We start from the raw sequence: 25195 nt of genomic DNA on the forward strand, positions 1-25195 counted from the left end.
ACATGAACGCTGCGACCTCTGCCTTGCCCGGCGCCGCCGTGGCGTCCACGGGCGGGGCCCGGCGCAGCCCGAAGCGGGTCCTGCCCGGCTTCGGCCTGACGCTGGGCTACACCATCTTCTACCTGAGCATCATCGTGCTCATCCCGCTGTCGGCGCTGGTCTTCAAGACCTTCACGCTGACCTGGGACCAGTTCTGGACCGCCATCAGCGCGCCACGCGTGCTGGCGTCCTACCGGCTCACCTTCGGCGCGTCGTTCATCGCGGCGGTGGTCAACCTCGTGTTCGGCCTGCTGATCGCCTGGGTGCTGGTGCGCTACCGCTTTCCGGGCAAGAAGATCGTCGATGCCCTGGTGGACCTGCCGTTCGCGCTGCCCACGGCGGTGGCGGGCATTTCGCTCACCGCCTTGCTGGCCGGCAACGGCTGGGTGGGGCAGTACCTGGAGCCGCTGGGCATCCAGCTGGCCTTCAAGCCCGCCGGTGTGGTGATCGCGCTGATCTTCATCGGGCTGCCCTTCGTGGTGCGCACGGTGCAGCCGGTGCTGGAAGACGCCGAGAAGGAACTGGAAGAAGCCGCCACCAGCCTGGGCGCCACGCGCTGGCAGATCTTCACGCGCGTCATCCTGCCCGCGATCACCCCGGCGCTGCTCACGGGCTTTGCCATGGCGTTCGCGCGGGCGGTGGGTGAATACGGCTCGGTCATCTTCATCGCGGGCAACATGCCCATGATCTCCGAGATCACGCCCCTCATCATCATCGGCAAGCTGGAGCAGTACGACTACGCGGGCGCCACGGCGGTCGCGGTGGTGATGCTGGTGATCTCCTTCGCGCTGCTGCTTGTCATCAACGCATTGCAGGCCTGGCAGCGTCGCCACGCAGGAGCCCCGGCATGACTTCCACCGCTTCCAACTCCGGCGGGCGCAACGTGGTGCGCCGCGCCCAGGCCGGCACGACCGAGGCCCCCTGGGTGCGCTGGACGCTGATCGGCATCGCGCTCGCGTTCCTGCTGCTGTTCCTCGTGCTGCCGCTGGCCGCCGTGTTCACCGAGGCGCTGCGCAAGGGCTTCGGTGCCTACGTGGCGGCGCTCAAGGAGCCCGATGCATGGGCCGCCATCCGGCTGACCCTCATCACCGCAGCCATCGCGGTGCCGTTGAATCTGGTGTTCGGCGTGGCGGCGGCCTGGGCCATCGCCAAGTACGAGTTCCGGGGCAAGGCGTTCCTGACGACGCTGGTGGACCTGCCGTTTTCCGTCTCGCCCGTGGTGGCCGGCCTGGTGTATGTGCTGATGTTCGGCGCCAACGGCTGGTTCGGCCCCTGGCTGGCGGCGCACGACGTCAAGATCATCTTCGCCGTGCCGGGCATCGTGCTGGCGACGATCTTCGTGACCTTCCCGTTCATCGCGCGCGAGCTGATTCCGCTCATGCAGGCCCAGGGGAGCGACGAAGAGCAGGCGGCCATCGTGCTGGGCGCGAGCGGTTGGCAGACCTTCTGGTACGTGACGCTGCCCAACATCAAGTGGGGCCTGCTGTACGGCGTGATCCTGTGCAATGCGCGCGCCATGGGCGAGTTCGGCGCGGTGTCGGTCGTCTCGGGCCACATCCGCGGGCAGACCAACACCATTCCGCTGCACGTGGAGATTCTCTACAACGAATACCAGTCCGTGGCGGCGTTCGCCGCGGCCTCGCTGCTGGCCCTGCTGGCCTTGGTCACGCTGGTCATCAAGTCCATTGCCGAATGGCGCAACGAGCAGGAGCGCAAGGCCGCGGCCGCACTGCCGCCCGAGCGCCCCGCACCCGCCACCGTGGGCGCGCGCTGAACGAAAGCACACCATGAGCATTGAAATCCGCAACATCAGCAAGCAGTTCGGCAGCTTTCAGGCACTGCGCGACGTGAGCCTGGACATCCAGTCCGGCGAACTGATCGCGCTGCTCGGCCCCTCGGGCTGCGGCAAGACCACGCTGCTGCGCATCATCGCGGGGCTGGAGACGCCCGACGTGGGCACCATCCATTTCTCGGGCGAGGACACCACCGACGTGCACGTGCGCGACCGTGGCGTGGGCTTCGTCTTCCAGCACTACGCGCTGTTCCGGCACATGACGGTGTTCGAGAACGTCGCCTTCGGCCTGCGCGTGAAGCCGCGCGGCGAGCGCCCGAGCGATGCGCAGATCAAGCAGAAGGTGACCGACCTGCTCAAGCTCGTGCAGCTCGACTGGCTGGCCGACCGCTATCCGTCGCAATTGTCCGGCGGCCAGCGCCAGCGCATCGCCCTTGCGCGCGCCCTGGCGGTGGAGCCCAAGGTGCTGCTGCTGGACGAGCCCTTCGGCGCGCTCGATGCCAAGGTGCGCAAAGAGCTGCGCCGGTGGCTGCGCCGCCTGCACGACGAACTGCACGTGACCAGCATCTTCGTGACCCACGACCAGGAGGAAGCCCTGGAAGTGGCCGACCGCGTGGTGGTCATCAACCAGGGCCGGATCGAGCAGAGCGGCTCGCCCCAGGAGGTGTGGGACCAGCCGGCCAGCCCGTTCGTCTATGGCTTCCTGGGCGACGTGAACCTGTTTCGCGGCCGCGCCCACGAAGGGCTGGTGCACGTGGAGGGCATGGCCATCGATTCGCCCGAGCATGCGGGCGCCCAGAACGCCAGCGCCTTTGCCTATGTGCGTCCGCACGACCTGGACGTACAGCGCTACTCGCCCGGCGAGGGCGTGGACGCCGACGGGCGCCCGCGCGGCATCGTCGCGCAGCTCAGCCGTGCCATCGTCGTGGGGCCGATCGCGCGCCTGGAACTTATTCCCGATGCCGACCACAAACCAGCGGACAATGCGAGCCCCGACTCGGTGATCGAAGCGCAGATTCCTGCGCAGCAGTACCGGGAGATGGGTTTCAGGGAGGGTGAAACGCTGGTGGTCACACCGCGCCGCGCCCGCGTTTTTCTGGACCACGCCGCCGGTATCTGATGCAGCCTTCGAGGGTTGCCGACCGCGGCCTTCAAGGACAAGAACAATGGTGTTGAACTGGTTGGATGCCGCGCCCCGCCGCGTGCTGGGCCTCATCGCGGCGGCCTGCGTGGCCATGCTGGCTTTTGGCATGTACCTGCAGCATGTCGTGGGGCTCGAGCCCTGCCCGATGTGCATCGTGCAGCGCTATGCGCTCATCGGGGTCGCCGTGTTTGCGGCCCTGGCCAGCGCCCGGGGCACCCGGGGCTGGTGGATGTCGTGGGCCGTCCTGGCGCTGCTGTCGTCGGGATTCGGCGCCTTCGTGGCGGCGCGGCAAAGCTGGCTGCAGTGGTACCCGCCCGAGATCGCCACCTGCGGTCGCGACTTCTACGGAATGATCGAGCACTTCCCCATCGGCCGCGCGATCCCCATGATCTTCCGCGGTTCGGGCGACTGCGCCGCGGTGGACTGGACCTTCCTCGGAGGCTCCATCGCCAACTGGTCGTTCATCTGCTTCGTGCTCATGGCCGTCGTGCTGCTGGTGCTGCTGGCCCGCGGCGGGCGAGGGGGCGCCAACCGCCGCCGGCTGGCTGCGGCTTGAAACCCGCCTGCACTCCGTTGAATGAAAAAGGCGCCTTGAACAGGCGCCTTTTTCTTGGGCGTTGCAAATCCGTCAGATCGGTGCCGGCGCTGCCACGGGCTCCTGGGCGGGAAACACCGGGCCCCGGGTTCCGGGCACCCAGGGCGCCATCTTGTCCATCACCTGCGTGAACGCGGTGCTGGCCTCCCATGCTGTCAGCCACTTTCGCACATGGGGCCAGGGGCCCCCCTGCCAGGCCATGGCGTCGATGCCCGCGAACTGGCGCACGAACGGCATGATGGCCACGTCGGCCAGCGTGGGCTGCGGGCCGCACAGGAAGGCGTGTTGCGCCAGCCGCGCGTCCCATTGGGCCAGGAACGCGGTGGCGGTGGCCTGGGGCGTTAGCGCGTCCTCCACGCCGTTTACCGTGCCGGTCTGCTGCGGATAGCGGTTCGGGTACTTGCAGCGGTCCAGGGCCTGTTTGAAGGTGCCGTCGCAGGCCGCGATGAGCGCATCGGCGTCCCGGGCCGTTGCGGCATCTTCGGCCATCCAGCCCTGCGGGTCGTGGCGAGCGAGCGCCCAGCGCATGATCTCCAGGCTTTGTTCCAGCACCTGGCCATCGGGCAGCACCAGCACGGGCACCGTGGCTTTGGGCGATGCGTCCCGCAACGCTTGCGGCTTGTCGCGCAACACCACCTCGCGCAATTCACAGGCCTGCCCGCTGGCCGCGATCGCCATGCGGGCGCGCATGGCGTAGGGGCAGCGGCGAAAGGAATACAGCACGGGCAGGCCGCTGGGCGTGTCTGAGGGTTGATCATCGGACTGCGCCGCACCCGAGGTGCCCAGGCGCGCGCCGATGTGTTCCTGCCCGCGCTGCCGCGCGAGCTCCATCTGTTGCTCGCGCTCGGCCAGGGCGCGCTCCTGCTCGGGCGTGCGCGTGCCATGGCAATAGGGGCAGCTCACGCCGGGGCGGTACTGGGGCGATGCGAGTTCGGCCTCGCCCAGCGGCATGCGGCAGGACCGGCACAACTGGTGCCGGCCCGTGGACAGGCCATGGCCCACCGACACGCGTTCGTCGAACACGAAACAATCGCCGTGCCAGCGGCTGTCTTCGGCGGGCACGTCTTCCAGGTACTGCAGGATGCCGCCGTCCAGGTGGAACACCTCGTCGAAGCCCTGCGACTTGAGCAGGGCGGTGGACTTCTCGCACCGGATGCCGCCCGTGCAGAACATGGCCACCTTGGGCCGGTGTGCCAGCACGCCGCCCGGCGCGCGCTGCTGCGCCACCCAGGCCGGAAACTCCGTGAAGCTGCGCGTGCGCGGGTTGATGGCCCGGGCGAAGCTGCCGATGCCCACTTCATAGTCGTTGCGCACGTCGATCACCACCACCTCGGGGTCATCGATCAGGGCGTTCCATTGCGCCGGCGGCACGTGCGTGCCGGCATTGCGCGCCGGGTCCAGTCCGGTCACGCCCAGGGTGACGATCTCGCGCTTGAGCCGCACCCGCATGCGGTAGAACGGCATACGGTCGCCCAGCGCTTCCTTGTGGCGCAGGCCGGCCAGCCGCTCATCGGCACGAAGCCAGGCCAGCACGGCCCGCACACCTGCGGGCTCCCCCGCGATCGTTCCGTTGATCCCCTCGGGCGCCAGCAGCAGCAGGCCCCGCACGCCATGGGTCTCGCACACGGATTGCAGCGGTGGCTGCAGTGCGGCGCAGTCGGGCAGATCGACGAAATGGTAGAGGGCGGCGGTGAGGATCTCGGGCATGGGGTGGCGATGATAGCGGTGCGTTTGGAGCGGGCGGAGCGTGTAAGGGGCGATCAGGCCGGTTCTCCCGGCAGGCTGCCGCAGCCGGCCAGCAGCCAGCCGCGGAAGGCCTGCAGCGCAGCACTGGGCGGGCGGGATTTCAAGCGCGTGAGCCAGTAGGCACCCAGGGCGATGTGCGTGCCGAAGGGCTGCACGAGCCGCCCTTGTTGCAGCTCCCTTTGAAAAAGCCGCACCGGCAGCAGCGCCACGCCCGCGCCCTGCGCGGCGGCCTCGGCCAAGGCCAGGGAGGAGTCGAACACCGTGCCACGCACCAGCGGGCAGGGCACACCGGCGGCGCTGAACCAGGCGGCCCACTCGTCCGCGCGGTACGAACGCAGCAGCGATTCGTGCGCCAGGTCGGCCGGCGCCCGCAGCCGCGGGGCGATGGAGGGCGCGCACATGGCGGACAGCGGCGCTTCCAGCAGGCGGTCGGCCTCGGTGCCATGCCAGGCGCCGTCCCCGAACCGGATGGCGCAGTCCAGTCCCTCGCCCGCGATGTCCACCCGGTTGTTGTGCGTGAGCAGGCGCAGGTCCACGAAGGGGCACGCCTGCTGGAACTCGCGCAGCCGCGGCAGCAGCCACCCCACGGCGAAGGTGCCCACGGCGCCGACGGTGAGCACTTCGCGGGGGCGGGTGTCGCTGAACTGCTCCAGGGCGCCGGCAATGCGGCCGAACGCGTCGGCCAGCACCGGCAGCAGGGCCAGGCCTTCGTCCGTCAATGCCAGTCCGCGCGGCAGGCGCCGGAACAGCGGCTTGCCCAGGCGCTCTTCGAGGTTGCGGATGTGCTGGCTGACCGCGGTCTGGGTCACGCACAGCTCCTGGGCTGCACGGGTGAGGTTGAGGTGGCGCGCCGAGACCTCGAAGGCGCGCAGGGCATTGAGGGGCAGGTGCATGGCGTCGGAATCAGGCAGGCAAGTAGCAAGCAGTTTTTCTTGGGGCTCTTCCCGATTATTGTCGATGGTGCTCTGGCCGACATGTCTCTATCGTTCGGGTCTTCTTGCTTCCAACGACAGGTTCATTCCATGCAAAGACGCCAGTTTTCCTTTGATCTCTTCGCCGCCGTGGCCGCCGCTTCGACGGCCGCCTTGTGGGCCGGCCCGGCCCATGCCGCCGCGCCAGCGGGCGAGCGCAACCCGCGGGAGGTGGCCTGGCAGGCCGCCATGCGGCAGCTTGAATTGGCACTGGACGGCCACCCCAAGGCGCGGCTCGGGGTCGCCATGCTCGACACGGGCTCCGGGCTGTCGCTGGGCTGGCGCCAGGACGAGCGCTTTCCCATGGCCAGCACCTTCAAGCTGCTGCTGGCCGCGTGGATGCTGGAGCGGGTCGACCGGGGCCAGGAGGCGTTGGACCGCCGGGTGCATTTCGAAGCGTCGGCGCTCGTGGCCTATTCGCCGGTGACGGAAAAGCGGGTGGGCGACGTCGGCATCACGGTCGGCGAGCTGTGCGAAGGCACCGTCACGCTGAGCGACAACACCGCAGCCAACCTGCTGCTCGCGCGCCACGGCGGCCCGCAGGGCTTCACCGCCTTCGCGCGGAGCCTGGGCGACACGGTGACGCGGCTGGACCGCACCGAGCCCACGCTGAACGAGGCCATCGCGGGCGATCCGCGCGACACCACCACGCCGCAGGCCATGCTGCAGTCGCTGCGCAAGGTGGCCTTGGGCGATGCGCTGAGCCCGGCCTCGCGTGCCCAACTGGTCGAATGGATCGTGGCCACGAAGACGGGCGACAAGCGGCTGCGTGCCGGCGTGCCGGCGTGCCGGGCTGGCGGGTGGGCGACAAGACGGGAACGGGCAACCAGGGTTCGTCCAACGACATCGGCGTGCTGTGGCCGCCCGGCGGCGGTGCGCCCATTGTGGTCACCTGCTACATCACCCAGACCACCGCCACGCCGGAAAAGCGCGATGCCACCATCGCCGAGGTGGCGCGCCAAGTGGCCCGGGCGGTCGCTGCCTGAGCGGTGTGGCCGCAGGCCGGGCCGCCGCCTACAGCTTCTTGACGAGCACCTGGCTGCGGCGGTCCCAGTTGTACTTGCGCTTGCGGGCCTCGGGCAGCCACTCAGGGTCCACGGGCTGGAAGCCGCGCTTGATGAACCAGTGCATGGTGCGCGTGGTGAGCACGAAGAGGCTGGTCAGGCCCATGCCCCGCGCCCGCTGCTCGATGCGCTTGAGCAGCTTTTCGCCGTCGCCCGTGCCCTGGCTGTGCGGCGACACGGTCACGGCCGCCATCTCGGCCGTGCTGCCCTCCGGATAGGGGTAGAGCGCGGCGCAGCCGAAGATCACGCCGTCGTGTTCGATGATGGTGTAGTTGGCGATGTCGCGTTCGATCTCGGTGCGGTCGCGTTTGACGAGCGTGCCGTCCTTCTCGAACGGCTCGATCAGCTGCAGGATGCCGCCCACGTCGTCCGGCGTCGCCTCGCGCAGTTCTTCCAGCTTCTCATCGACCACCATGGTGCCGATGCCGTCGTGCACGTAGATCTCCAGCAGCAGCGCACCGTCCACCGCGAAAGGAATGATGTGGCTGCGCTCCACGCCGTTCTGGCAGGCCTTCACGCAGTGCTGCAGATAGAACGCGGTGTCGGTCGGCCGCTGGCTGGGCGGCACGCGGGCCAGCATCTGCCGGGCCTGGGCCAGCGGCAGTTCCGTATCGATGGGGTTGTCGTCGCTCTCGGGCTCGTCGGGGTTCATGCGGATGCCGGGCACCTCGCACACGAAGACCAGCTTGTCGGCCTTGAGCGCGATCGCCACCGAGGTCGCGACCTCCTCCATCGTCAGGTTGAAGGCCTCGCCGGTGGGCGAGAAGCCGAAGGGCGACAGCAGCACCAGCGCGTCCATGTCGAGCGAGCGCCGGATGCCCGCCACATCCACCTTGCGCACCAGGCCCGAATGCTGGAAATCCACCCCGTCCACGATGCCCACGGGCCGCGCCGTCAGAAAGTTGCCGGAGATCACGCGCACCGTGGAGCCCGCCATCGGCGTGTTGGGCAGGCCCTGGCTGAAGGCGGCCTCGATCTCGTAGCGCAACTGGCCCGCGGCCTCCTGCGCGCAGTCGAGCGCCACCGAATCGGTGACGCGGATGCCGTGCGAATACTTTTCTGCATGTCCCTTGGCCGCGAGCTGCTCGTTCACCTGCGGGCGAAAGCCGTGCACGAGCACGATCTTCACACCCATCGCCTGGATCATGGCCAGGTCCTGCGCGATGGCCTGGAGCTTGCCGGCCGCGATGGCCTCCCCCGTGAGCCCGATCACGAAGGTCTGGTGGCGGAACTTGTGGATGTACGGCGCAACCGAGCGGAACCAGGGGACGAAGGTGAAGTTGAAGACGGCGGACATGGCGAAAGGGTGAAGGGAGCGGGGACTGCACCCTGCGGGGTGGCGCAGGTTGCGTGGGGAGGGCGGGGCGTTTTCCGCTGCGGCCGAATTATCGTCGCCATCGCTGCGGACGGAACGGCGCTAGGTCGATCTCCGGAGGCTGCCCGTCCATGCATTGGGACACTACCCGTCCCGTGCGGGCCGAAGCGCCCAGGCCCACATGGCCGTGGCCGTAGGCATGGATGACGTCCGTGCAGGCGCTGGCGGGGCCGATGCAGGGCAGTCCGTCGCTGGTGCTCGGACGCCGGCCCATCCAGAAGCGGGCGCCGTCCTCCAGCGTGGCGCGGGGCAGCGAAGGGTACAGATCGAATAGGTGTCCCAGCAGGATGCGGGCGCGGCGCCAATCGGGTGCGGCGTGCAGGCCGGCGATCTCCACCTGGCCGGCCACCCGCAGGCCGTGCTCCATCTGGTGCACGATGAGCTTGCGGTCCATCACCATCGTGGAGGTGCGGGGGCCGGCGGGCGCGGGCTCCCCGGCGCGGGCCTGCAGGTCCAGCATCGCGTGGTACCCGCGTTCGGTGTCCAGCCACACGCGATCGCCGGCGGCTAGCGCCAGCGGCCGCGAATATGCGCCCGCCGCGATGACCGCACCCTGGCAGGGCAGGTCGCCCTGGTCGGTCCGCACGGCGTGCAGGCGGCCTGCCTCGATGTGCAGCCCGGTGGCCTGGCCCGTGACCCAGCGCGCGCCGAGGGATTGCGCATGGGCCACCAGGGCCGCGAGGTAGGCACCGGGATTGGCGCAGTGGCCGGCTTCGGCCACGCGCACGCTGAAGCCGTAAGCCGGGGCCAGGTCGGGCTCCTGCGCGCGCAGGCTGGCGCCTTCCACCGTCTCGAATGCGATGCCTTCCTCGCCGCGGAGCCGCCAGCCCAGCGCATCCGCCTCGAAGTCCGCCCGCGAGCGGTAGGCGTGCAGCAGGCCGCGCTGGGCCACCAGGTGCGGGACGCCGGCTTCGCTGGCCAGCCGGGCATGCAGCGCCGGCGCATCGCGCAGCAATTGGCGCAGGGCATGCGCGGTGCGGGCCACGTGCGCGGGCGTGCGGCCCGAGCGCAAGAAGCGCCACAGCCACGGCAGGGCGCGGGGCAGGTAGCCCCAGCGCACGGTGAGCGGGCCCTGCGGGTCCCGCAGGTAGCCAGGCACCTGCTTCCACATGCCGGGCCCTGCGGGCGGAAGAATGGAATGGGAAGACAGCCAGCCCGCATTGCCGTAGCTGGTGGCTTCTTCGCCGGCGGGGGCATGGGGGTTGAGCAGCGTGACCTGGCGGCCGGAGCGCAGCATCTCGATCGCGCACACCGTGCCCACGATGCCGGCCCCGATCACCACGACGTGCCGGCGCCGATCGGCAGGCCCGGCCGCCCTGGCCTGGGTGGTGTGTTCGGCAAGGGCGGGAGTGGCGGAGGCTGTGGCGGGCATGTGTGCGGCTGCGCAGGGCAGCGAGGAGAAGAGGGGGTGTGGGCCGGACCCGGTCGTGCCATTTTTCCACGAAAGGGTCCGGTCCACAGTGCCCTGCCGGCCTGGTGCCCGGTGAGCACCGGCGGATCAGCCTTCCGCGCCGCGGCGCACGGCACGCTGCAGCGCCATGCGGTCGGCGCGGCGCTGCGCGCCCTGGCTGCGGATGTGCTTGCCTGCCGCGGCGCTGGTGCCGCGCGCCGCTAGCGCGCGGGCCACCGGGTTGCGCGGCGGTGCGCTGGCTTCGAGGTGCAGCACCATCGGCTGCTTCATGCGGCGCAAGGCCTTGACCCGGCCTTGCTGGAAGGCGCGGGAACGTTTCTGAGCACTCATGTGCGATTCCTGAAAAGCAAAAAGCCCCGGCTGAGCAAGCCAGGGCTTTCGTGCGGCGCACCCCCATTCGAATGGGGCGGGGGAGCGCAGCCACCTTGGCTGAACGGTGTGTGAGCGACACGGTTCAGCCGGGGCGAGGAACCGTGTTCAGTGAGGGGGGGTGAACAAATGAGGCATGGAAAGACAGCTCCTGAAAGGTGCGCCGCAAGGGTGCTCGTTGCGGCGCTGGTGAAGCGAAGGCGCGATTATCGAAGCGGCTTCGCGGGCGTGGCAAGGCCTGCCGTGGCCCCTGGCGGCCCTTGTTGTGCAGGGCCAACGGCGGGCTCGGATAATGCAGCCCTTCATGACCGAATCCGCGCCTTCCTCTTCTTCCCCTTCTTCTTCCACCGCCGGGGCGCCCAGCGCGCCGTTGCGCATCACCTTCCCGCCGTCGCTGCCCGTCTCGGCGCGGCGCGACGAAATCATGGCGGCGATGCGGGAGCACCAGGTCATCATCGTGTGCGGGGAGACCGGCTCGGGCAAGACCACGCAACTGCCCAAGATCGCGCTGGCATTGGGGCGCGGCAAATGCAACGCCGCGCCGGGGCAGAAAGGCCAGCTCATCGGCCACACGCAGCCTCGCCGCATCGCCGCCAGCAGCGTGGCAAAGCGCATCGCCGAAGAGCTGCAGACCCCGCTGGGCGACGTGGTGGGCTACAAGGTGCGGTTCCAGGACCGGCTGTCGCGCGACGCCTCGGTCAAGCTCATGACAGACGGCATCCTGCTGGCGGAGACCCAGACCGACCCGCTGCTCAAGGCCTACGACACGCTCATCATCGACGAGGCGCACGAGCGCAGCCTGAACATCGACTTCCTGCTGGGCTACCTGCGGCAGATCCTGCCGCGCCGGCCCGACCTGAAGGTGATCGTCACGTCGGCCACCATCGATGCCGACCGCTTTGCCAAACATTTCGCCTTGCCGCGGCGCCTGCCGGGCCGCTCCAAACCAGGCGATGCGCCCCACACCGCAGGGCCGCAGGGCGCGGAGCTGATTCCGGCGCCCATCATCTACGTGTCGGGCCGGACCTTTCCGGTCGAGCAGCGCTGGCGCCCGTTCGAAGAGTCGCGCGACTACGGCCTGAACGAAGCCATCGCCGACGGCGTGGACGAGCTGTGGGCCGGCAACGCCGGCGGCGACATCCTCGTCTTCCTGCCCGGCGAGCGCGAGATCCGCGAGGCGGCCGACCACCTGCGCAAGCACTTGGCGCACCAGCCGGTGATGCGCAATGCCGAGGTGCTGCCCCTGTTCGCGCGGCTGTCGCAGGCCGAGCAGGACCGCATCTTCGACGGACACACGGGCCGGCGCATCGTACTGGCCACCAACGTGGCCGAGACCTCGCTCACCGTGCCCGGCGTCCGCTACGTGATCGACGCCGGCACCGCGCGCGTGAAGCGCTACAGCTTCCGCAGCAAGGTGGAACAGCTGATGGTCGAGCCCGTCAGCCAGGCCGCCGCCAACCAGCGCGCGGGCCGTTGCGGCCGCGTCGCCAACGGCATCTGCATCCGGCTCTACGACGAGGCCGACTTCAACGGCCGGCCCCGGTTCACCGACCCAGAAATTTTGCGGTCCTCGCTGGCCGGCGTCATCCTGCGCATGAAGTCGCTGCACCTGGGCGACGTGGCGCAGTTCCCCTTCATCGAGGCGCCTTCGGGCCGCGCGATCGCCGACGGCTACCAGTTGCTGGGCGAACTGGGCGCGGTGGACGAATCCAACGAACTCACGCCGATGGGCCAGGAGCTGTCGCGCCTGCCGCTCGACCCGCGCGTGGGCCGCATGATCCTGGAGGCGCGCGAGCGCCAGGCGCTGGACGAGGTGCTCATCATCGCCAGCGCCCTGAGCGTGCAGGACGTGCGCGACCGCCCCATGGATGCGCAGCAGCAGGCTGATCAGGCCCACGCCAAGTTCGACGACGAAAAGAGCGAGTTCAGCGGCTACCTCAAGCTGTGGAAGTGGATCAACGAAGCGCGCGGTGGCGCGCCCACCCTGCCGTCGGCGCGCATGCAAAAGCAGGCCGCGCGCAAGGGCGCGCCCTCGCAGGCCGTGCTGCCCGTGGCACAGCGCATGGCCGCGGCGGCCGTGATGCCGCCAGCGGCCACCGAGGCCGCAGCGGCTGCGCCCACCCACAAGCTCAGCAACCGCCAGTACGAATCGCTGTTGCGCCAGAACTTCATCAGCGTGCGCCGACTGCGCGAGTGGCGTGACATCCACACGCAATTGCTGACCGTGGTGACCGAACACCGCTGGCGCATCAACGACCGCCCTGCCAGCTACGAGCAGATCCACCTGTCCATGCTGGCCGGGTTGCTGGGCAACATCGGCGTCAAGAGCGACGAGGACGACTGGTACCTGGGCGCACGCGGCATCAAGTTCTACAAGCACCCGGGCGCGCACCTGTCCAAGAAGCCCGGGCGCTGGATCGTCGCGGCCGAACTGGTGGAGACCACGCGCCTCTTCGGCCGGGGCATCGCGGCCATCGAGCCGCAGTGGATCGAGCAACTGGGCTGGCACCTGCTCAAGAAGCAGCTGCTCGACCCGCACTGGGAAAAGAAGGCGGCCGAGGTCAATGCGCTGGAGCGCGCCACGCTGTACGGCATCGTCATCTACAACAACCGGCGGGTGAACTTCGGCAAGGTGGACCCGTACGCGGCGCGCGACATCTTCATCCGCGAGGCGCTGATCGGCGGGCAGTGGGAAACCCGTCTGCCTTTTCTGGCCGCCAACCACAAGCTCATCGCCAAGGTCGAAGAGCTCGAACACAAGTCGCGCCGCCAGGACGTGCTGGTGGACGACGAGTTGATCTATGCCTTCTACGACCAGCAGTTGCCGGCCGACGTGTGCAGTGGGCACAGCTTCGAGGCGTGGTACCGCGAGGCGAGCGCGTCGAACCCCGACCTGCTCAAGCTGACGCGCGAAGAACTCATGCGCCACGAGGCCGCGGGCATCACCGGCAATGCCTTCCCGCGCACGGTGCGGCTGGGCGGCGTGGATTGCGCGGCGAGCTACCTGCACGAGCCGGGCGATGCGCGCGACGGCATCACGGTCACCGTGCCGCTGTTCGTGCTCAACCAGGTGAGCGACGAGCGCTGCGAATGGCTGGTGCCCGGCATGCTGCAGCCCAAGATCCAGGCCCTGCTCAAGAGCCTGCCGCAGCGCCCCCGCAGCCGGTTCGTGCCGTTGCCCGACAGCGCAACCCGCCTGGCCGGGCTGCTCGGCACACCCGAACGCTTCGGCCACGGCAGCCTGGTCGAGGTGCTGCTCAAGCAGGTGCGCGATGAGACCTCGCTCGACGTCAAGCGGGCCGATTTCAAGCTCGACATGCTGAGCCCGCACCTGTTCATGAACTTCCGCGTGGTGGACGAACACAGGCGCCAGCTCGGCCATGGGCGCAACCTGGGCGCCCTCAAGGCCGAATGGGGTGCGAAGGCGCGCGGCGCCTTCCAGGCCCTGGCAGGGCTCAAGCTGGGCGGCGATGCCAAGGGTTTTGAAGAAAAACAGTCTCCAGCGCAAGAAGTACTAAGGCATTCTGCTATCAAAAGTGAAGCGCCTCCCGCTGCCGCGGGGCGCCGCGGCCCTGCGGCGGTGACGGCGCCGGCCGCTTCCGCGCCAGCCGCCGCTTCGGGCCGGCAGGCGCCCGCCGGCCAGCGTCACACCGCATGGACCTTTGGCGAGCTGCCCGAGCTGATGGAAATCCGCAAGGGCGGCCAGACGCTGATCGGCTTTCCCGCGCTCATCGACGGTGGCGATGCCGTCACCATCGAGGTGTTCGACGAGCCCGAACTGGCCGCCGCCCGGCACCGTGCGGGCCTGCGCCGCCTGTTCGCGCTGCAGATCAAGGACGCGCTCAAGTACCTGGAAAAGAACATTCCCGACCTGCAGAAGATGGCCGTGGCCTACATGCCGCTGGGCACGCAGGAAGAACTGCGCAGCCAGATCATCGACGTGGCGCTGGACCGGGCCTTCCTGCTCGACCCGTTGCCCACCGATGAGGCCGCTTTCAAGCGCCGGGTGGACGAGGGACGCGGCCGGCTCACCCTGATCGCCAACGAGGTCGCTCGGCTCGCCGGCACGATCTTGCTGGAATACGCCGCCGCGGCGCGCAAGATCAAGGACACCAAGAACGCACCCGAAGCCGTGCAGGACGCGCAGCAACAACTGCAGCGACTCATGCCCAAGGCGTTCCTGGCCGCGGCACCGTGGGCGCAACTGGCGCACTTTGCCCGCTACCTCAAGGCGATCACGCTGCGGCTGGACAAATACCGTGCCGATCCGGCGCGCGACGCCAGCAAGCTGGCCGAGCTGCGCCCGCAGGAACAGCGCTACTGGCGCCTGGTGGCCGAACGCAAGGGCGCGGTGGATGCGCGCATGCAGGAACTGCGCTGGCTGCTGGAAGAGTTGCGGGTGAGCTTCTTCGCCCAGGAGTTGCGAACCCCGCAGCCGGTGAGCGTGAAGCGGCTGGACAAGCTCTGGGCGCAACTCAACAGCTGAGGCGGGCAGCCAGGCTGTGCCGCGCGGCGCTTCGCATCGACACCGGTACAGTGGGCGGCGGGGCACGGGACCCATGGTGGATGACTTGCCCAACCCTGCTCGGCCCCATTCATCACGGAGCGGCTTCTCCTGAGCACCCACCAAGCACCTCCGGGTGCTTCAGCGCTGCCGTGCTTTCGGTGCGGCTGGGATGTGCGGCCTCAATGGGGCGCCTGCAAGGCCGCCTCGGCCCGCACGAGGCGATCCAGTTCGGCGCACACATCGGCCATGCGGCCGGAGATCAGCACGCGCGCCGCCGCACCGGGGCCGCGGCGATCCAGCACCCGCAGCGGGCGCGCAGCGGGCCGGGGGCGGCTGCAACCCGCAAATGCCCCACTGTCGTTGGCGCTGGTGCTGGACCATGCCCGTGCAGACGGGGTGGCAGCCGGCGTGGGAGGCCATGCTGAAACGGGCTGATCGGGCGGTGCCTGCCGTGGCCGAACCACCACGAAGCGCCGGGGCAGCGGGGCGAGCGCGGAAGGACACGGCAGGCCCTCTGCCGCCTCACTTTCCAAGGCGGTGCACGGCAGCGGTTCGATGGCTACCCGCCGCCTGGCGGACGGGCCGATGGCGTCGGCATGGAGGCCCGGGGCAACGGCATGCACCGCGCCTCTGCCGCTGGCGCCGCCGCCAGGCTGGCCTGCAGCGGCCCTGCGGTCCTGGCGCGGAGGTCGGCAGGCGGGCGCGCGCAGCCACCGTGCCAACGCATTCAGCGGTTGCGAAAAGGAAGAAAAAGCGAGCAGGGCAAATCCCATGTGAAAACTCCAGCGAAGTGCGAGGGGGTTGAACACAGGCAGGATTGCCGAGGAAAAACACACTGCCGCAGGGTTGGCTGGCCAGGGCTTCTTGCCCCTGGCCGCCAGACGCCCGCCACCTGCGGCGGTGTGCGCTGGGCTACATCAGCATGGTGTTGCGGATCAGGCCCACGGCGAGCCCTTCGATTTCGAAAGGCTCGCCCGGATGCACGGTGATGACGGGGTAGTCGGGGTTTTCGGGCAGCAGCTCGATGGCCGTGGCCGTGCGGCGCAGGCGCTTGACGGTGACGTCGTCGCCCAGCCGGGCCACGATGATCTGGCCGTTGCGCGCCTCGCGGGTGGATTGCACGGCGAGCAGGTCGCCGTCCATGATGCCCGCATCGCGCATGGACATGCCGCGCACCTTGAGCAGGTAATCCGGCTTGTGCTGGAACAGGCTGCCCTCCACGCTGTAGGTCTGGTCGACATGTTCCTGCGCGAGAATGGGCGACCCTGCCGCCACCCGCCCCACCAGGGGAAGCGACAGCTGCGAAAGACCCGGGATGGGCAGGTTGAACTGGGTGCCGCGGGCGGCATTGATGGAGCGCACCGTGTCGCTGCGCAGCCGGATGCCGCGCGACGTGCCGCTGACCAGTTCGATGACGCCCTTGCGGGCCAGGGCCTGCAGGTGCTCTTCGGCCGCGTTGGCGGACTTGAAGCCGAACTCGGCGGCGATTTCCGCCCGGGTGGGGGGCGCGCCGGTGCGGGAGATGGCGGTCTGGATCAGATCGAGGATCTGCTGCTGGCGGGCGGTGAGCTTGGGACTGTCGAACATGAGTGACTCCGGTGCTGAACGGATAGGCAGAGAGAGGCCTGTTTTTTAATCCAGTCACTGTATTTTTAACCAGTTTTTTGGAGCGTGCAAGTGGGCACAGGAAAAATCGTGGTGCTGGGCACCGGCGGAACCATCGCGGGCAAGGCCGCCGAGGCCGGAGACAACATCGGCTATACCGCCGGGCAGGTGGGCGTGGGGCAGTTGCTGGAGGCGATTCCCGGGTTGGCGCAGGCGGCCCGTGGCCGGATCGAAGCCGAGCAGATCGCGCAGATCGACAGCAAGGACATGGATTTCGCCGTATGGCGGCAACTGGCCCACCGATGCACGCAGTTGCTGGCCGATCCCGATGTGCGCGGAGTGGTGGTCACGCACGGCACCGACACGCTGGAGGAGACGGCGTGGTTCCTGGACTCGGTCCTGGACACTGCCGAACGCCCTGTGGTGCTGGCCTGCGCCATGCGGCCGGCAACGGCCATCGCGCCGGACGGTCCGCAGAATCTGCTCGATGCGGTGGCGGTAGCGGCCACGCCCGGGGCGCGCGGGGTGCTGGCGGTGGTGGCAGGCACGATCCACACCGCGCGCGACGTGCAGAAAGTGCACCCCTATCGCGTGGATGCCTTCAGTTCAGGGGACGCCGGGCCGCTGGGCTGGGTGGAGGAGGGCGCGGTTCGCCTGACCAATGGCTGGCCGGCCCCTTCGGTTCCGAGATCGGATGCGCTCCACCACATCGCCAATACCTACCTTTGGCCGCGGGTGGAGGTGCTCATGAACCATGTCGGCGCCGACGGCCGCATCGTCGACCTGCTGGTACTCGACGGCGTGGACGGCCTTGTGGTAGCGGCGACGGGCAACGGCACGCTGCACCACGCCCTGGGCAAAGCCCTGGAGCGCGCGCACGAGAGCGGAGTGGAAGTGCGCGTGGCCACCCGCTGCCCGCTGGGCCGGGTGCTGCCCAAGCCGGGGGACGCCTTGCCCCATTCGGAGGGGTTGAGCCCGGTGAAGGCCCGCATCAGCCTGCTGCTCGATCTGCTGGTCCGGCCTCGGCGCCCCTGAAACGGAAACGCCCCGCAGAGCGGGGCGTTTCAGGCACGGCCGAGGTGCCGTGTGGGTTCAGTCAGAAATCAACCAGCCAGTGCGGCCAGCGCGCGCTGGGTGATCTCTTCCACGCTGCCCGTGCCGCTGATGGCGCGGTATTTGGGCGCGCCGGCCGGATCGGACTTGGCCCAGCTGGAGTAGTACTCCACCAGCGGACGGGTCTGGGCGCTGTACACATCCAGGCGCTTCTTGACGGTGGCTTCCTTGTCGTCTTCGCGCTGGATGAGGTCTTCGCCGGTCACGTCGTCCTTGCCTTCCACCTTGGGTGGGTTGAACTTGACGTGGTACGTGCGACCGCTGGCCGGGTGGGAGCGGCGGCCGCTCATGCGTTCGATGATGGCATCGAAGGGCACGTCGATCTCGAGCACATAGTCGAGCTTGACGCCCACGGCCTTCATGGCGTCGGCCTGCGGGATCGTGCGGGGAAATCCGTCGAACAGGAAGCCGGACGCGCAGTCGGGCTGTGCAATGCGCTCTTTCACGAGATTGATGATGAGGTCGTCGCTGACCAGCGCACCCGCATCCATGACGGCCTTGGCCTGCTGCCCCAGTGGCGTGCCCGCCTTGACGGCAGCACGCAGCATGTCACCGGTGGAGATTTGCGGAATACCGTATTTCTGGCAAATGAATGCGGCCTGCGTGCCCTTTCCGGCGCCGGGTGCGCCCAAAAGAATCAGTCTCATGGATGTCCTCTAAGTGTTGAATTCGGCTGGCGCCACTGGCCACGGGCTTGCCTCCGGCCCGGGATGCGGCGCTCTGATCGCGGGCAAGGATAGCACGTGGGTCCACGCGCTTTCCTGACACGGCGGGGACTCTGAAAACGCTAGGAAAACAGCGCTCGCACGCGTTCCAGATCCTGGGGGGTGTCCACGCCGGGGCCGGGTGCCGAAGCGGTCACATGCACGGCGATGCGGTGGCCGTGCCATAGCGCCCGCAACTGCTCCAGTGCCTCGACCGCTTCGGTGGGCGCGGGCGGCAGGGCCGGAAACTGCCGAAGGAATGCGGCGCGGTAGCTGTAGAGGCCGATGTGGCGCAGCGGCGCATACCCTGGCGGCACGCCGGGGGCCGCGCCATCGGGCCCCCGCGACCACCAGGCAGCGCCGGCATGGTCGCGTGCATGCGGAATGGGCGCCCGGCTGAAGTAGTGCGCCAGACCGCGCGCATCGAGCACGACCTTCACGACATTGGGGTTGGTGTAGTCGGCCAGCGTGTCGATGGCATGGGCGGCGGTCCCCATGCTGGCGTCCGTGCGGGCCGGCAGCAGGGCGGCCACCGCATCGATCAGCGCGGGATCGATCAGCGGTTCGTCGCCCTGCACATTCACCACGATGTCGTCGCCTGCCAGGCCCAGTTGTTCGCAGGCCTCAGCCAGGCGGTCGCTGCCGCTCGGATGGTCGGGCCGCGTGAGCAGGGCCTGCACGCCATGCGCCTGGCAGGTTGCAAGGATGCGGGCATCGTCCGTGGCCACGACCACGCGGGTGGCCTGGCTTTGCGCCGCGCGTTGCGCCACGCGCACCACCATGGGCAGTCCGGCGATGTCGGCCAGCGGCTTGTCGGGCAGCCGCGTGGAGGCCAGCCGCGCCGGTATCAGGATGGTGAAGGGCGTGGCGGGCGCGGTCACGCCTCCAGCTCCTCGTCCGTCAGGGTGCGTGCTTCGTTTTCGAGCAGCACCGGAATGCCGTCGCGCACCGGGTAGGCCAGGCGGGCGCTGCGCGACACCAGTTCCTGCCGCTCCCGGTTGAAAGTGAGCGAGCCCTTGGTGACGGGGCAGACCAGCAGTTCGAGCAGTTTGGGATCCATGGCGGTAGTGGCTTCGGGGTCAGTCGGAGGGCGATGATAGCGAGCGGCGTGCGGCGGCCCGCAACCGCTCGTCCAGCAGGGAGAAAAAAGCGCTGTCGATTTCCAGGTGCAGCGGCACGGCCAGCGCTTCGGGGTGGAGTCGCCACAGTTTGGTGGCGTCCTTTTCGGTGCAAACGAGCGTCATGCCGGCGGTTTGATTGCCTTTCCAGCTATCAAAATCATAGTGATCCGGCAAGGCGGTGGTCTGCTGCAGCGTGAGCCCTTTTGCCCGCAGCATGGCAAAGAATTCCTGTGGCCTCGCGATGGCGGCCACGGCGTGCAAGGGCTGGCCGCGCCACTGCGCCAGCGGCGCGGCGCTGCCGTCCGCACGCATGGCGTCTGGCCCGAGCGAGCGTCTCAGGGAGAACGCCGGTGATCCGCCAGCTGGGGCCTGTCCGGCATGGAGCACGCAGTCGACCCGGCGTGGCCAGGGTTCGCGCAGCGGTCCGGCCGGCAGGAGGAATCCGTTGCCCACGCCGTCGTCGTTGAACACGCAGACCTCGATGTCGCGGGCCAGCGCCAGATGCTGCAGACCGTCGTCGCAAACGATCACATCGGTGCGGGGATGCTGTGCCAGCAGTGCGCGCGCCGCCTGCGCCCGGTGCCGCGCCACGAACACGGGAACGCCGGTGCGCTTCGCGATCAGCAACGGCTCGTCGCCCACTTCGGTCGCGCGGCTGTCCGCGCATACTTCGCGGCAGTCGTCGGTGGACCGTCCGTACCCGCGCGACACCACGCCAGGCTGCCATCCGCGCGCCACCAGATGTCGCACGATGGCCTGCGTGACCGGGGTCTTGCCCGCCCCTCCGGCGATCACGTTGCCCACCACGATCACCGGCACCGCCATGCGCTCGGCGCGCAGGACGCCCAGCCGATAAAGCGCTCGCCGGATGGCCACAGCGGTCCGATACAGGCAGGACAGCGGCCACAGCGCCCAAGCCAGCGGCCCACGCCGTTTCCAGGCCGCTTGCAGGGTGGATGCCTGGGTATGGGGGGCTGTGGAAGAGGGTTCAGAGGGCGGCTGCGGCCCGGCGGCAGCCATCGCGGCTACTTGCCGGCGCTGGCCGTGGACTGGGTGGCGAAGGTAATCTGCGACAGGCCCACGCGGCGCGCGGCTTCCATGACGGTGACCACCGCCTGGTGCGGCGAATTGGCGTCGGCACTGATGATGACGACGCTGTCCTTGCCGGCGCTGGCCGCCGCGGCCAATGCCTGGGCCACCACGTCCACGCTCTTGCCCTCGACGGCCAGCTTGTTGATGGCATAGCGGCCATCTGCGGCGACCGCCACGATCACTTCCTTGGGATGGTCGCGCTGCTGCTCGGCATCGGCCACGGGCAGGGTCAGTTGCAGCTCGGTGAACTTGCTGTAGGTGGTGGACAGCATCAGGAAGATGAGCACCACGAGCAGCACGTCGATGAACGGAATCAGGTTGATTTCCGGCGCTTCGGTGGGGCGGGAGCGAAAGTTCATGTCCGTTCAGCCGATGGGAGGTGGGCCATGATTTATTTGCGCAGCCGGCTGATGTGCCGCACGAACTGCTCGGAGGCCAATTCGAGGGTCAGCAGATAGGCATCCACGCGGCTGCGGAAGTAGCGCCAGAAGATCAGCGCCGGAATGGCCACGATCAGGCCGAACGCCGTGTTGTACAGCGCAATGGAAATGCCCTGTGCCAACTGAGCCGGGTTGCCGCCGCCGGACTGCCCGGCACCCGCCTGGGAGCCAAAAATCTCGATCATGCCGATCACTGTGCCCAGCAGGCCGAGCAACGGGGCGGCGGACGCGATGGTGGCGAGCGCACTGAGGTATTTTTCGAGGCGGTGGGCCACGGCCCGGCCGGAACTCTCCATCGCAGCGCGCACGTCGGCTTCGGTGCTTTGCGGATTGCTGTTGAGCGTGCGCAGGCCGCTGGCCAGCACCTCACCCAAGGCGGAGTTCTGCGCCAGCTGGTTCACCACATCGGGTGTGGGAACGGAGCGGGAAGACACGGTGATCGCTTCATCCAGCAGCTTGGGTGGGGCGACTCGCGCGGTTTTGAGGGCGATGAAGCGCTCCACGATGAGTGCCAGCGCCAGGACGGAGCAGGCTATCAAGGGCCAGATCGGCCAGCCTGCGGCTTGTATGATCGACAGCAATTCTCTCTCCGCGCAGATGGAAGCAATCCGCGATTATGGCCCAGTTGATGCGGTGGTCCGTGCCGAAAAACGGCCGGACGACCCGGCCCGTTCTGCGCCTTCCCATCCCCTGCCGTCACCCACATTTTCTGTGGATAACTTTGTGGGCAACCGGGCTGCGATGGCCCGCCAAGCGGCACCAGCCCGTGAATTTGACAGATTGATGAAAAATAACGCACCGAAAAAACGTTTGAAATCAATGGGTTGCACGTATCTGCTAGCGATGCGCGGGGATGTGTGCGTGAATGCCGGACAAATCGGGCATCCTCCCGCGCTGTGGACTAGTGCTCCTTGCCAATGGCCTGCAACCCCTTGCGCCATCGGTGTCTGACGGCATGAACCTCGCAACGGCGCCACGTATCTGGCAGGTTGGGGCGCTATGCCGCGCCATTGCTGACACCCTGGAAGCCTGCTTCAATCCCGTGGCCGTGCAGGGCGAGATCACGGGCTTTTCGCGCGCGTCCAGCGGGCATTGCTATTTCACGATCAAGGACGGCCAGGGCCAGATCCGCTGCGCCATGTTCCGCCGTGCCGCCCTGTTGCTGGACTTCGCCCCGCGGGACGGGGAACTGGTCGAGCTGCGCGGCCGTCTGGGGGTGTACGAGGCGCGCGGCGATCTGCAACTCATCGTCGAAAGCATGCAGCGGGCCGGCCAGGGTGCCTTGTTTGAGCAATTCCTTCGGCTGAAGTCGCAACTGGAGGCCGAAGGGCTCTTCGACAACGCGCGAAAGCGGCCCTTGCCCCTGATGCCGCGTGGCATCGGCCTGGTCACCTCCCCGGGTGCGGCTGCCCTGCATGACGTCGTGACCGCCTTGCGCCGGCGCGTGCCGCACATTCCGGTCACGCTGGTGCCAGCGCTGGTGCAGGGCGCCAATGCCCCCGCGTCGATGCGTGCCGCGCTGTCCAAGCTCTACGCACTGGTGGACGCGGGCAGCGGGGCGCCGCAGGGCACGGCGTCCCGCCAGCCCCCGTGCACCATCGATGTCATCCTTCTGGTGCGGGGCGGCGGGTCCATGGAGGACCTGTGGGCATTCAATGACGAGCAGTTGGCCCGCACCATCGCCCAGAGTCCGGTGCCGTTGGTTTGCGGTGTCGGGCACGAAACCGACTTCACGATTGCCGACTTTTGTGCCGACCTGCGTGCACCCACGCCGACCGCCGCCGCCGAACTCGTCTCCCAGCCACGGGCCGTCTGGCTGGGCGCCATCGATCTGTTGGCCGATCGATTGTCGGACGGCGTTCAGGCGCAGTTCGATGTGCGCCACCAACGCCTGGACTTGGTGGCCCAGCGCCTGGGCCGGCCTTCCGGCCTGGTGGCGCGCCAGCAGACGCGTCTGGCACGGCTGGCGGAGCGCATGCGCCACAGCGTGCTATTGAAAATGCAGCGCCTGGCCCAGCACCCGCGAGCGCTGGAGACAGAAATGCCGCAGATGCTGCAGAGACGGATGGCCCGCCAGTCCGAACGCTTGGATCGTGCGGCGCTGCGCTTGCAGTTGCTGGACCCGCATCTCGTCCTGCAGCGGGGCTATGCACTGCTCACCGATGCGCAAGGCCAGCCGGTGACGAAGGTGGCCCAGGTGCGACCAGGCGACGCTGTCCGGGCGGCGGTGACCGACGGTGAGATCGATCTGCAGGTGTCACCGCGCCGGTTGCTGTAAATGGAGTGGCTGGGGCGCTTTTTCTGCGATTGGCCCTCGCCTACAGCAGGCGCTGCTATTACTTTCTACAATGCCCGTTCGGATCGCTCCGGCCCTTGGAGGGCAGCGGCCCCATTCCAAGAATTTCAACCCACGAAGGACTGCACCATGGAACATACCCTGCCACCGTTGCCCTATGCGATCGACGCACTGGCGCCTCACTACAGCCAGGAAACCCTGGAATACCACCACGGCAAGCACCACAACGCCTACGTGGTGAACCTGAACAACCTGCAAAAGGGCACGGAATTCGAGAGCATGACGCTCGAGGAAATCGTGAAGAAGTCCAGTGGCGGCATCTACAACAATGCAGCCCAGATCTGGAACCACACCTTCTTCTGGAACTGCATGGCTCCCAGCGGCGGCGGCGAGCCGTCCGGCGCCCTGGCCAATGCCATCAACGCCAAGTGGGGCAGCTACGCCGCCTTCAAGGAAGCTTTCGTGAAGAGTGCCGTGGGCAACTTCGGCTCCGGCTGGACGTGGCTCGTGAAAAAGGCCGACGGCAGCGTCGATATCGTGAACACCGGCGCGGCCGGCACCCCGTTGACCACGGCCGACAAGGCCCTGCTGACGGTTGACGTGTGGGAGCACGCGTACTACATCGATTACCGCAACCTGCGCCCCAAGTTCGTCGAAACCTTCTTCGACAAACTGGTGAACTGGAAATTTGCCGAAAGCAACTTCGCCTGAGCGTTCCCCGCCCAATAAAAAACGGCCCTTTGGGCCGTTTTTGTTTTTGGCATGCCCTCTGTCTCTAAGGGAGGGCTTGTGGACATGCTCAGCCGGTCAGCGGCGGGCGAAGGGCGTACCGGACAGTTTGAAGCCCGCCTTGATCCCCTTTTTCGAGAACCAGCCCTGGTTCATTTCCAGCACGTAACGCACCGGCTTTTCCGAGCAGTGTGAATCTTCGGTCTGCGGCTTCATGTCCGCCAGATTGACGATGGTGCCGTCGTCCGCGACGAAAGCAGCGGTCAATGGCAGGATCGTGTTTTTCATCCAGAAGCACTGGACGGCAGGTGCTTCGAACACAAACAGCATGCCTTCCTGCTGGGGCATCTCCTTGCGATGCATGAGGCCGATCTGACGCTCTTGCGCAGACGCCGCGACCTGTGCGTCGATGCGGTGCATGCCGGCGCCCAGTTCGACGCGCTGCAGGTTCATCTGGGGTGCTTCCTGAGCGCCTGCCGCCGTACAGACGGAGAGGACGAGGGCAGCCAAAAGCGGGGCAAGGGCTTTTTCAGAGCCGTGCGCCCCGCGCACGAGAAGGGATTTCATCATCCGGCTTTCCATAAATGCAATGGGAATCGAAAGGGTAGCAGCCAAAGGCAAAAAAGCCCGCGGAGGCGGGCTTTTTTGGAGGGCGTCGGCACGGGCTGAAGGCCTTGCCGACGATGGTGCTTACTCTTTAGGCAGCCGTCTTGGCGTGCTTCTTGGTGGCCTTTTTGTGGGCGACCTTGTGGGCTGCAGGCTTCTTGGCCTTGGCCTTGGCGTGCGCCTTGGGGGCGGTGGCGGCTGGCTCGGCGCTGGGGGCGGAAGTCACGGCGGGGGTTGCCGGTGCGGCTGGCGTTGCGCCTTGTGCAAAAGCACCAGCGGCGAACAGACCAGCAACGAGGACAGCGAGGAGTTTTTTCATATATGCCAATTCCTTGAAGAGGTTCGGATGGGAGCCGCGCGAAGTGCCGCGAAGCACCTCCACAACGGCGTCGTCACGGAGGCCGTTGACAGGAAATATGTGATTTTTTAAAGGCTTAGAATCGCCGGCTGTACCGCGTTTGCCCAACCAGCTGAAG

24 protein-coding genes and 1 pseudogene are annotated in these 25195 nt (G+C 68.0%); 10 read left to right on the forward strand and 15 right to left on the reverse strand.

The window, feature by feature from the left end:
- The first annotated feature begins 2 nt into the window (after positions 1–2).
- Genes cysT through AVMA1855_RS10880 form a run of 4 tightly spaced genes read left to right on the forward strand, consistent with a single transcriptional unit; the run spans position 3 to position 3531 of the window.
- Positions 3–890: a sulfate ABC transporter permease subunit CysT gene (cysT, locus tag AVMA1855_RS10865; protein ID WP_272569058.1), complete on the forward strand. Its 888-nt coding sequence runs from the start codon at positions 3–5 to the stop codon at positions 888–890.
- Complete coding sequence (cysW, locus tag AVMA1855_RS10870; protein WP_284425720.1) at positions 887–1813, forward strand: sulfate ABC transporter permease subunit CysW; 927 nt, start codon at positions 887–889, stop codon at positions 1811–1813. Before cysT ends, cysW begins: the two co-directional genes overlap by 4 nt.
- A 13-nt stretch (positions 1814–1826) precedes the next feature.
- Positions 1827–2951 (forward strand): sulfate/molybdate ABC transporter ATP-binding protein, encoded by a 1125-nt coding sequence (locus tag AVMA1855_RS10875; protein ID WP_272569061.1) that lies wholly within the window; start codon positions 1827–1829, stop codon positions 2949–2951.
- A gap of 46 nt (positions 2952–2997) precedes the next feature.
- A complete protein-coding gene (locus AVMA1855_RS10880) occupies positions 2998–3531 on the forward strand; it encodes a disulfide bond formation protein B (protein ID WP_284425721.1) in 534 nt (177 codons plus the stop codon).
- 72 nt (positions 3532–3603) lie between these two features.
- Here AVMA1855_RS10880 and trhO read toward each other — a convergent pair whose 3' ends face one another.
- Together trhO and AVMA1855_RS10895 are read right to left on the reverse strand one after the other, a co-directional pair.
- Positions 3604–5277: an oxygen-dependent tRNA uridine(34) hydroxylase TrhO gene (gene trhO, locus AVMA1855_RS26620; protein ID WP_349817102.1), complete on the reverse strand. Its 1674-nt coding sequence runs from the start codon at positions 5275–5277 to the stop codon at positions 3604–3606.
- 53 nt (positions 5278–5330) lie between these two features.
- Positions 5331–6209 (reverse strand): LysR family transcriptional regulator, encoded by an 879-nt coding sequence (locus tag AVMA1855_RS10895; RefSeq protein ID WP_284425722.1) that lies wholly within the window; start codon positions 6207–6209, stop codon positions 5331–5333.
- A gap of 129 nt (positions 6210–6338) precedes the next feature.
- Here AVMA1855_RS10895 and bla point away from each other — a divergent pair.
- A pseudogene (gene bla, locus AVMA1855_RS10900) lies at positions 6339–7273 on the forward strand (class A beta-lactamase).
- Between the two features lie 28 nt (positions 7274–7301).
- Here bla and argA read toward each other — a convergent pair.
- The 3 genes from argA to AVMA1855_RS10915 all read right to left on the reverse strand — a co-directional run bounded on the left by argA (position 7302) and on the right by AVMA1855_RS10915 (position 10467).
- Positions 7302–8648 (reverse strand): amino-acid N-acetyltransferase, encoded by a 1347-nt coding sequence (gene argA, locus AVMA1855_RS10905; RefSeq protein WP_284412906.1) that lies wholly within the window; start codon positions 8646–8648, stop codon positions 7302–7304.
- Between the two features lie 88 nt (positions 8649–8736).
- On the reverse strand, positions 8737–10098 hold the full coding sequence (locus AVMA1855_RS10910; protein ID WP_284425723.1) for an NAD(P)/FAD-dependent oxidoreductase: 1362 nt from the start codon (positions 10096–10098) through the stop codon (positions 8737–8739).
- Between the two features lie 126 nt (positions 10099–10224).
- Positions 10225–10467, reverse strand: coding sequence for a hypothetical protein (locus AVMA1855_RS10915; RefSeq protein ID WP_272569067.1), 243 nt, complete (start codon positions 10465–10467; stop codon positions 10225–10227).
- Positions 10468–10810: 343 nt separating this feature from the next.
- On the opposite strand from AVMA1855_RS10915, the gene hrpA reads away from it, so the two are divergent.
- Complete coding sequence (gene hrpA, locus AVMA1855_RS10920) at positions 10811–14992, forward strand: ATP-dependent RNA helicase HrpA (RefSeq protein ID WP_284425724.1); 4182 nt, start codon at positions 10811–10813, stop codon at positions 14990–14992.
- A 200-nt stretch (positions 14993–15192) separates the two neighbouring features.
- Here hrpA and AVMA1855_RS10925 read toward each other — a convergent pair whose 3' ends face one another.
- Positions 15193–15315: a hypothetical protein gene (locus AVMA1855_RS10925; RefSeq protein WP_272569070.1), complete on the reverse strand. Its 123-nt coding sequence runs from the start codon at positions 15313–15315 to the stop codon at positions 15193–15195.
- Between the two features lie 610 nt (positions 15316–15925).
- Complete coding sequence (lexA, locus tag AVMA1855_RS10930; protein WP_284401200.1) at positions 15926–16600, reverse strand: transcriptional repressor LexA; 675 nt, start codon at positions 16598–16600, stop codon at positions 15926–15928.
- Between the two features lie 84 nt (positions 16601–16684).
- On the opposite strand from lexA, the gene AVMA1855_RS10935 reads away from it, so the two are divergent.
- Positions 16685–17653: an asparaginase gene (locus AVMA1855_RS10935; RefSeq protein WP_284425725.1), complete on the forward strand. Its 969-nt coding sequence runs from the start codon at positions 16685–16687 to the stop codon at positions 17651–17653.
- 68 nt (positions 17654–17721) lie between these two features.
- Here AVMA1855_RS10935 and adk read toward each other — a convergent pair whose 3' ends face one another.
- The 6 genes from adk to AVMA1855_RS10965 all read right to left on the reverse strand — a co-directional run bounded on the left by adk (position 17722) and on the right by AVMA1855_RS10965 (position 21669).
- Positions 17722–18378, reverse strand: coding sequence for an adenylate kinase (gene adk / locus AVMA1855_RS10940; RefSeq protein ID WP_284425726.1), 657 nt, complete (start codon positions 18376–18378; stop codon positions 17722–17724).
- Positions 18379–18518: 140 nt separating this feature from the next.
- Entirely contained in the window at positions 18519–19316 is a 798-nt protein-coding gene (gene kdsB, locus AVMA1855_RS10945) for a 3-deoxy-manno-octulosonate cytidylyltransferase (protein WP_284425727.1), read from the reverse strand.
- Positions 19313–19495, reverse strand: a complete 183-nt coding sequence (locus tag AVMA1855_RS10950) for a Trm112 family protein (RefSeq protein WP_272547767.1) — start codon at positions 19493–19495, stop codon at positions 19313–19315. The genes kdsB and AVMA1855_RS10950 overlap by 4 nt, the downstream gene beginning before the upstream one ends.
- Positions 19496–19514: 19 nt before the next feature.
- Positions 19515–20576, reverse strand: a complete 1062-nt coding sequence (gene lpxK, locus AVMA1855_RS10955; protein ID WP_284425728.1) for a tetraacyldisaccharide 4'-kinase — start codon at positions 20574–20576, stop codon at positions 19515–19517.
- A 5-nt stretch (positions 20577–20581) separates the two neighbouring features.
- The gene (locus AVMA1855_RS10960; RefSeq protein WP_284403947.1) at positions 20582–21007 is read right to left on the reverse strand and encodes an ExbD/TolR family protein; all 426 of its coding nucleotides are present in this window, start codon (positions 21005–21007) and stop codon (positions 20582–20584) included.
- A 32-nt stretch (positions 21008–21039) separates the two neighbouring features.
- A complete protein-coding gene (locus tag AVMA1855_RS10965; RefSeq protein WP_284425729.1) occupies positions 21040–21669 on the reverse strand; it encodes a MotA/TolQ/ExbB proton channel family protein in 630 nt (209 codons plus the stop codon).
- Here AVMA1855_RS10965 and AVMA1855_RS10970 point away from each other — a divergent pair.
- The 3 genes from AVMA1855_RS10970 (at position 21656) to AVMA1855_RS10980 (ending at position 24095) form a co-directional block, all read left to right on the forward strand.
- Entirely contained in the window at positions 21656–22039 is a 384-nt protein-coding gene (locus AVMA1855_RS10970; RefSeq protein ID WP_284425730.1) for a hypothetical protein, read from the forward strand. The two genes, AVMA1855_RS10965 and AVMA1855_RS10970, sit on opposite strands and share 14 nt — an antisense overlap.
- A gap of 4 nt (positions 22040–22043) precedes the next feature.
- Entirely contained in the window at positions 22044–23366 is a 1323-nt protein-coding gene (gene xseA / locus AVMA1855_RS10975) for an exodeoxyribonuclease VII large subunit (protein ID WP_284425731.1), read from the forward strand.
- Positions 23367–23513: 147 nt separating this feature from the next.
- The gene (locus AVMA1855_RS10980; RefSeq protein ID WP_272569080.1) at positions 23514–24095 is read left to right on the forward strand and encodes a superoxide dismutase; all 582 of its coding nucleotides are present in this window, start codon (positions 23514–23516) and stop codon (positions 24093–24095) included.
- 96 nt (positions 24096–24191) lie between these two features.
- Here AVMA1855_RS10980 and AVMA1855_RS10985 read toward each other — a convergent pair whose 3' ends face one another.
- Both AVMA1855_RS10985 and AVMA1855_RS10990 read right to left on the reverse strand, forming a co-directional pair.
- Positions 24192–24680: a DUF192 domain-containing protein gene (locus AVMA1855_RS10985; protein ID WP_284425732.1), complete on the reverse strand. Its 489-nt coding sequence runs from the start codon at positions 24678–24680 to the stop codon at positions 24192–24194.
- 130 nt (positions 24681–24810) lie between these two features.
- Positions 24811–25038: a hypothetical protein gene (locus AVMA1855_RS10990; RefSeq protein ID WP_284401218.1), complete on the reverse strand. Its 228-nt coding sequence runs from the start codon at positions 25036–25038 to the stop codon at positions 24811–24813.
- Between the last annotated feature and the right edge of the window lie 157 nt (positions 25039–25195).

The organism is Acidovorax sp. SUPP1855, from assembly GCF_030158955.1.
GTDB lineage: Bacteria > Pseudomonadota > Gammaproteobacteria > Burkholderiales > Burkholderiaceae_C > Paracidovorax.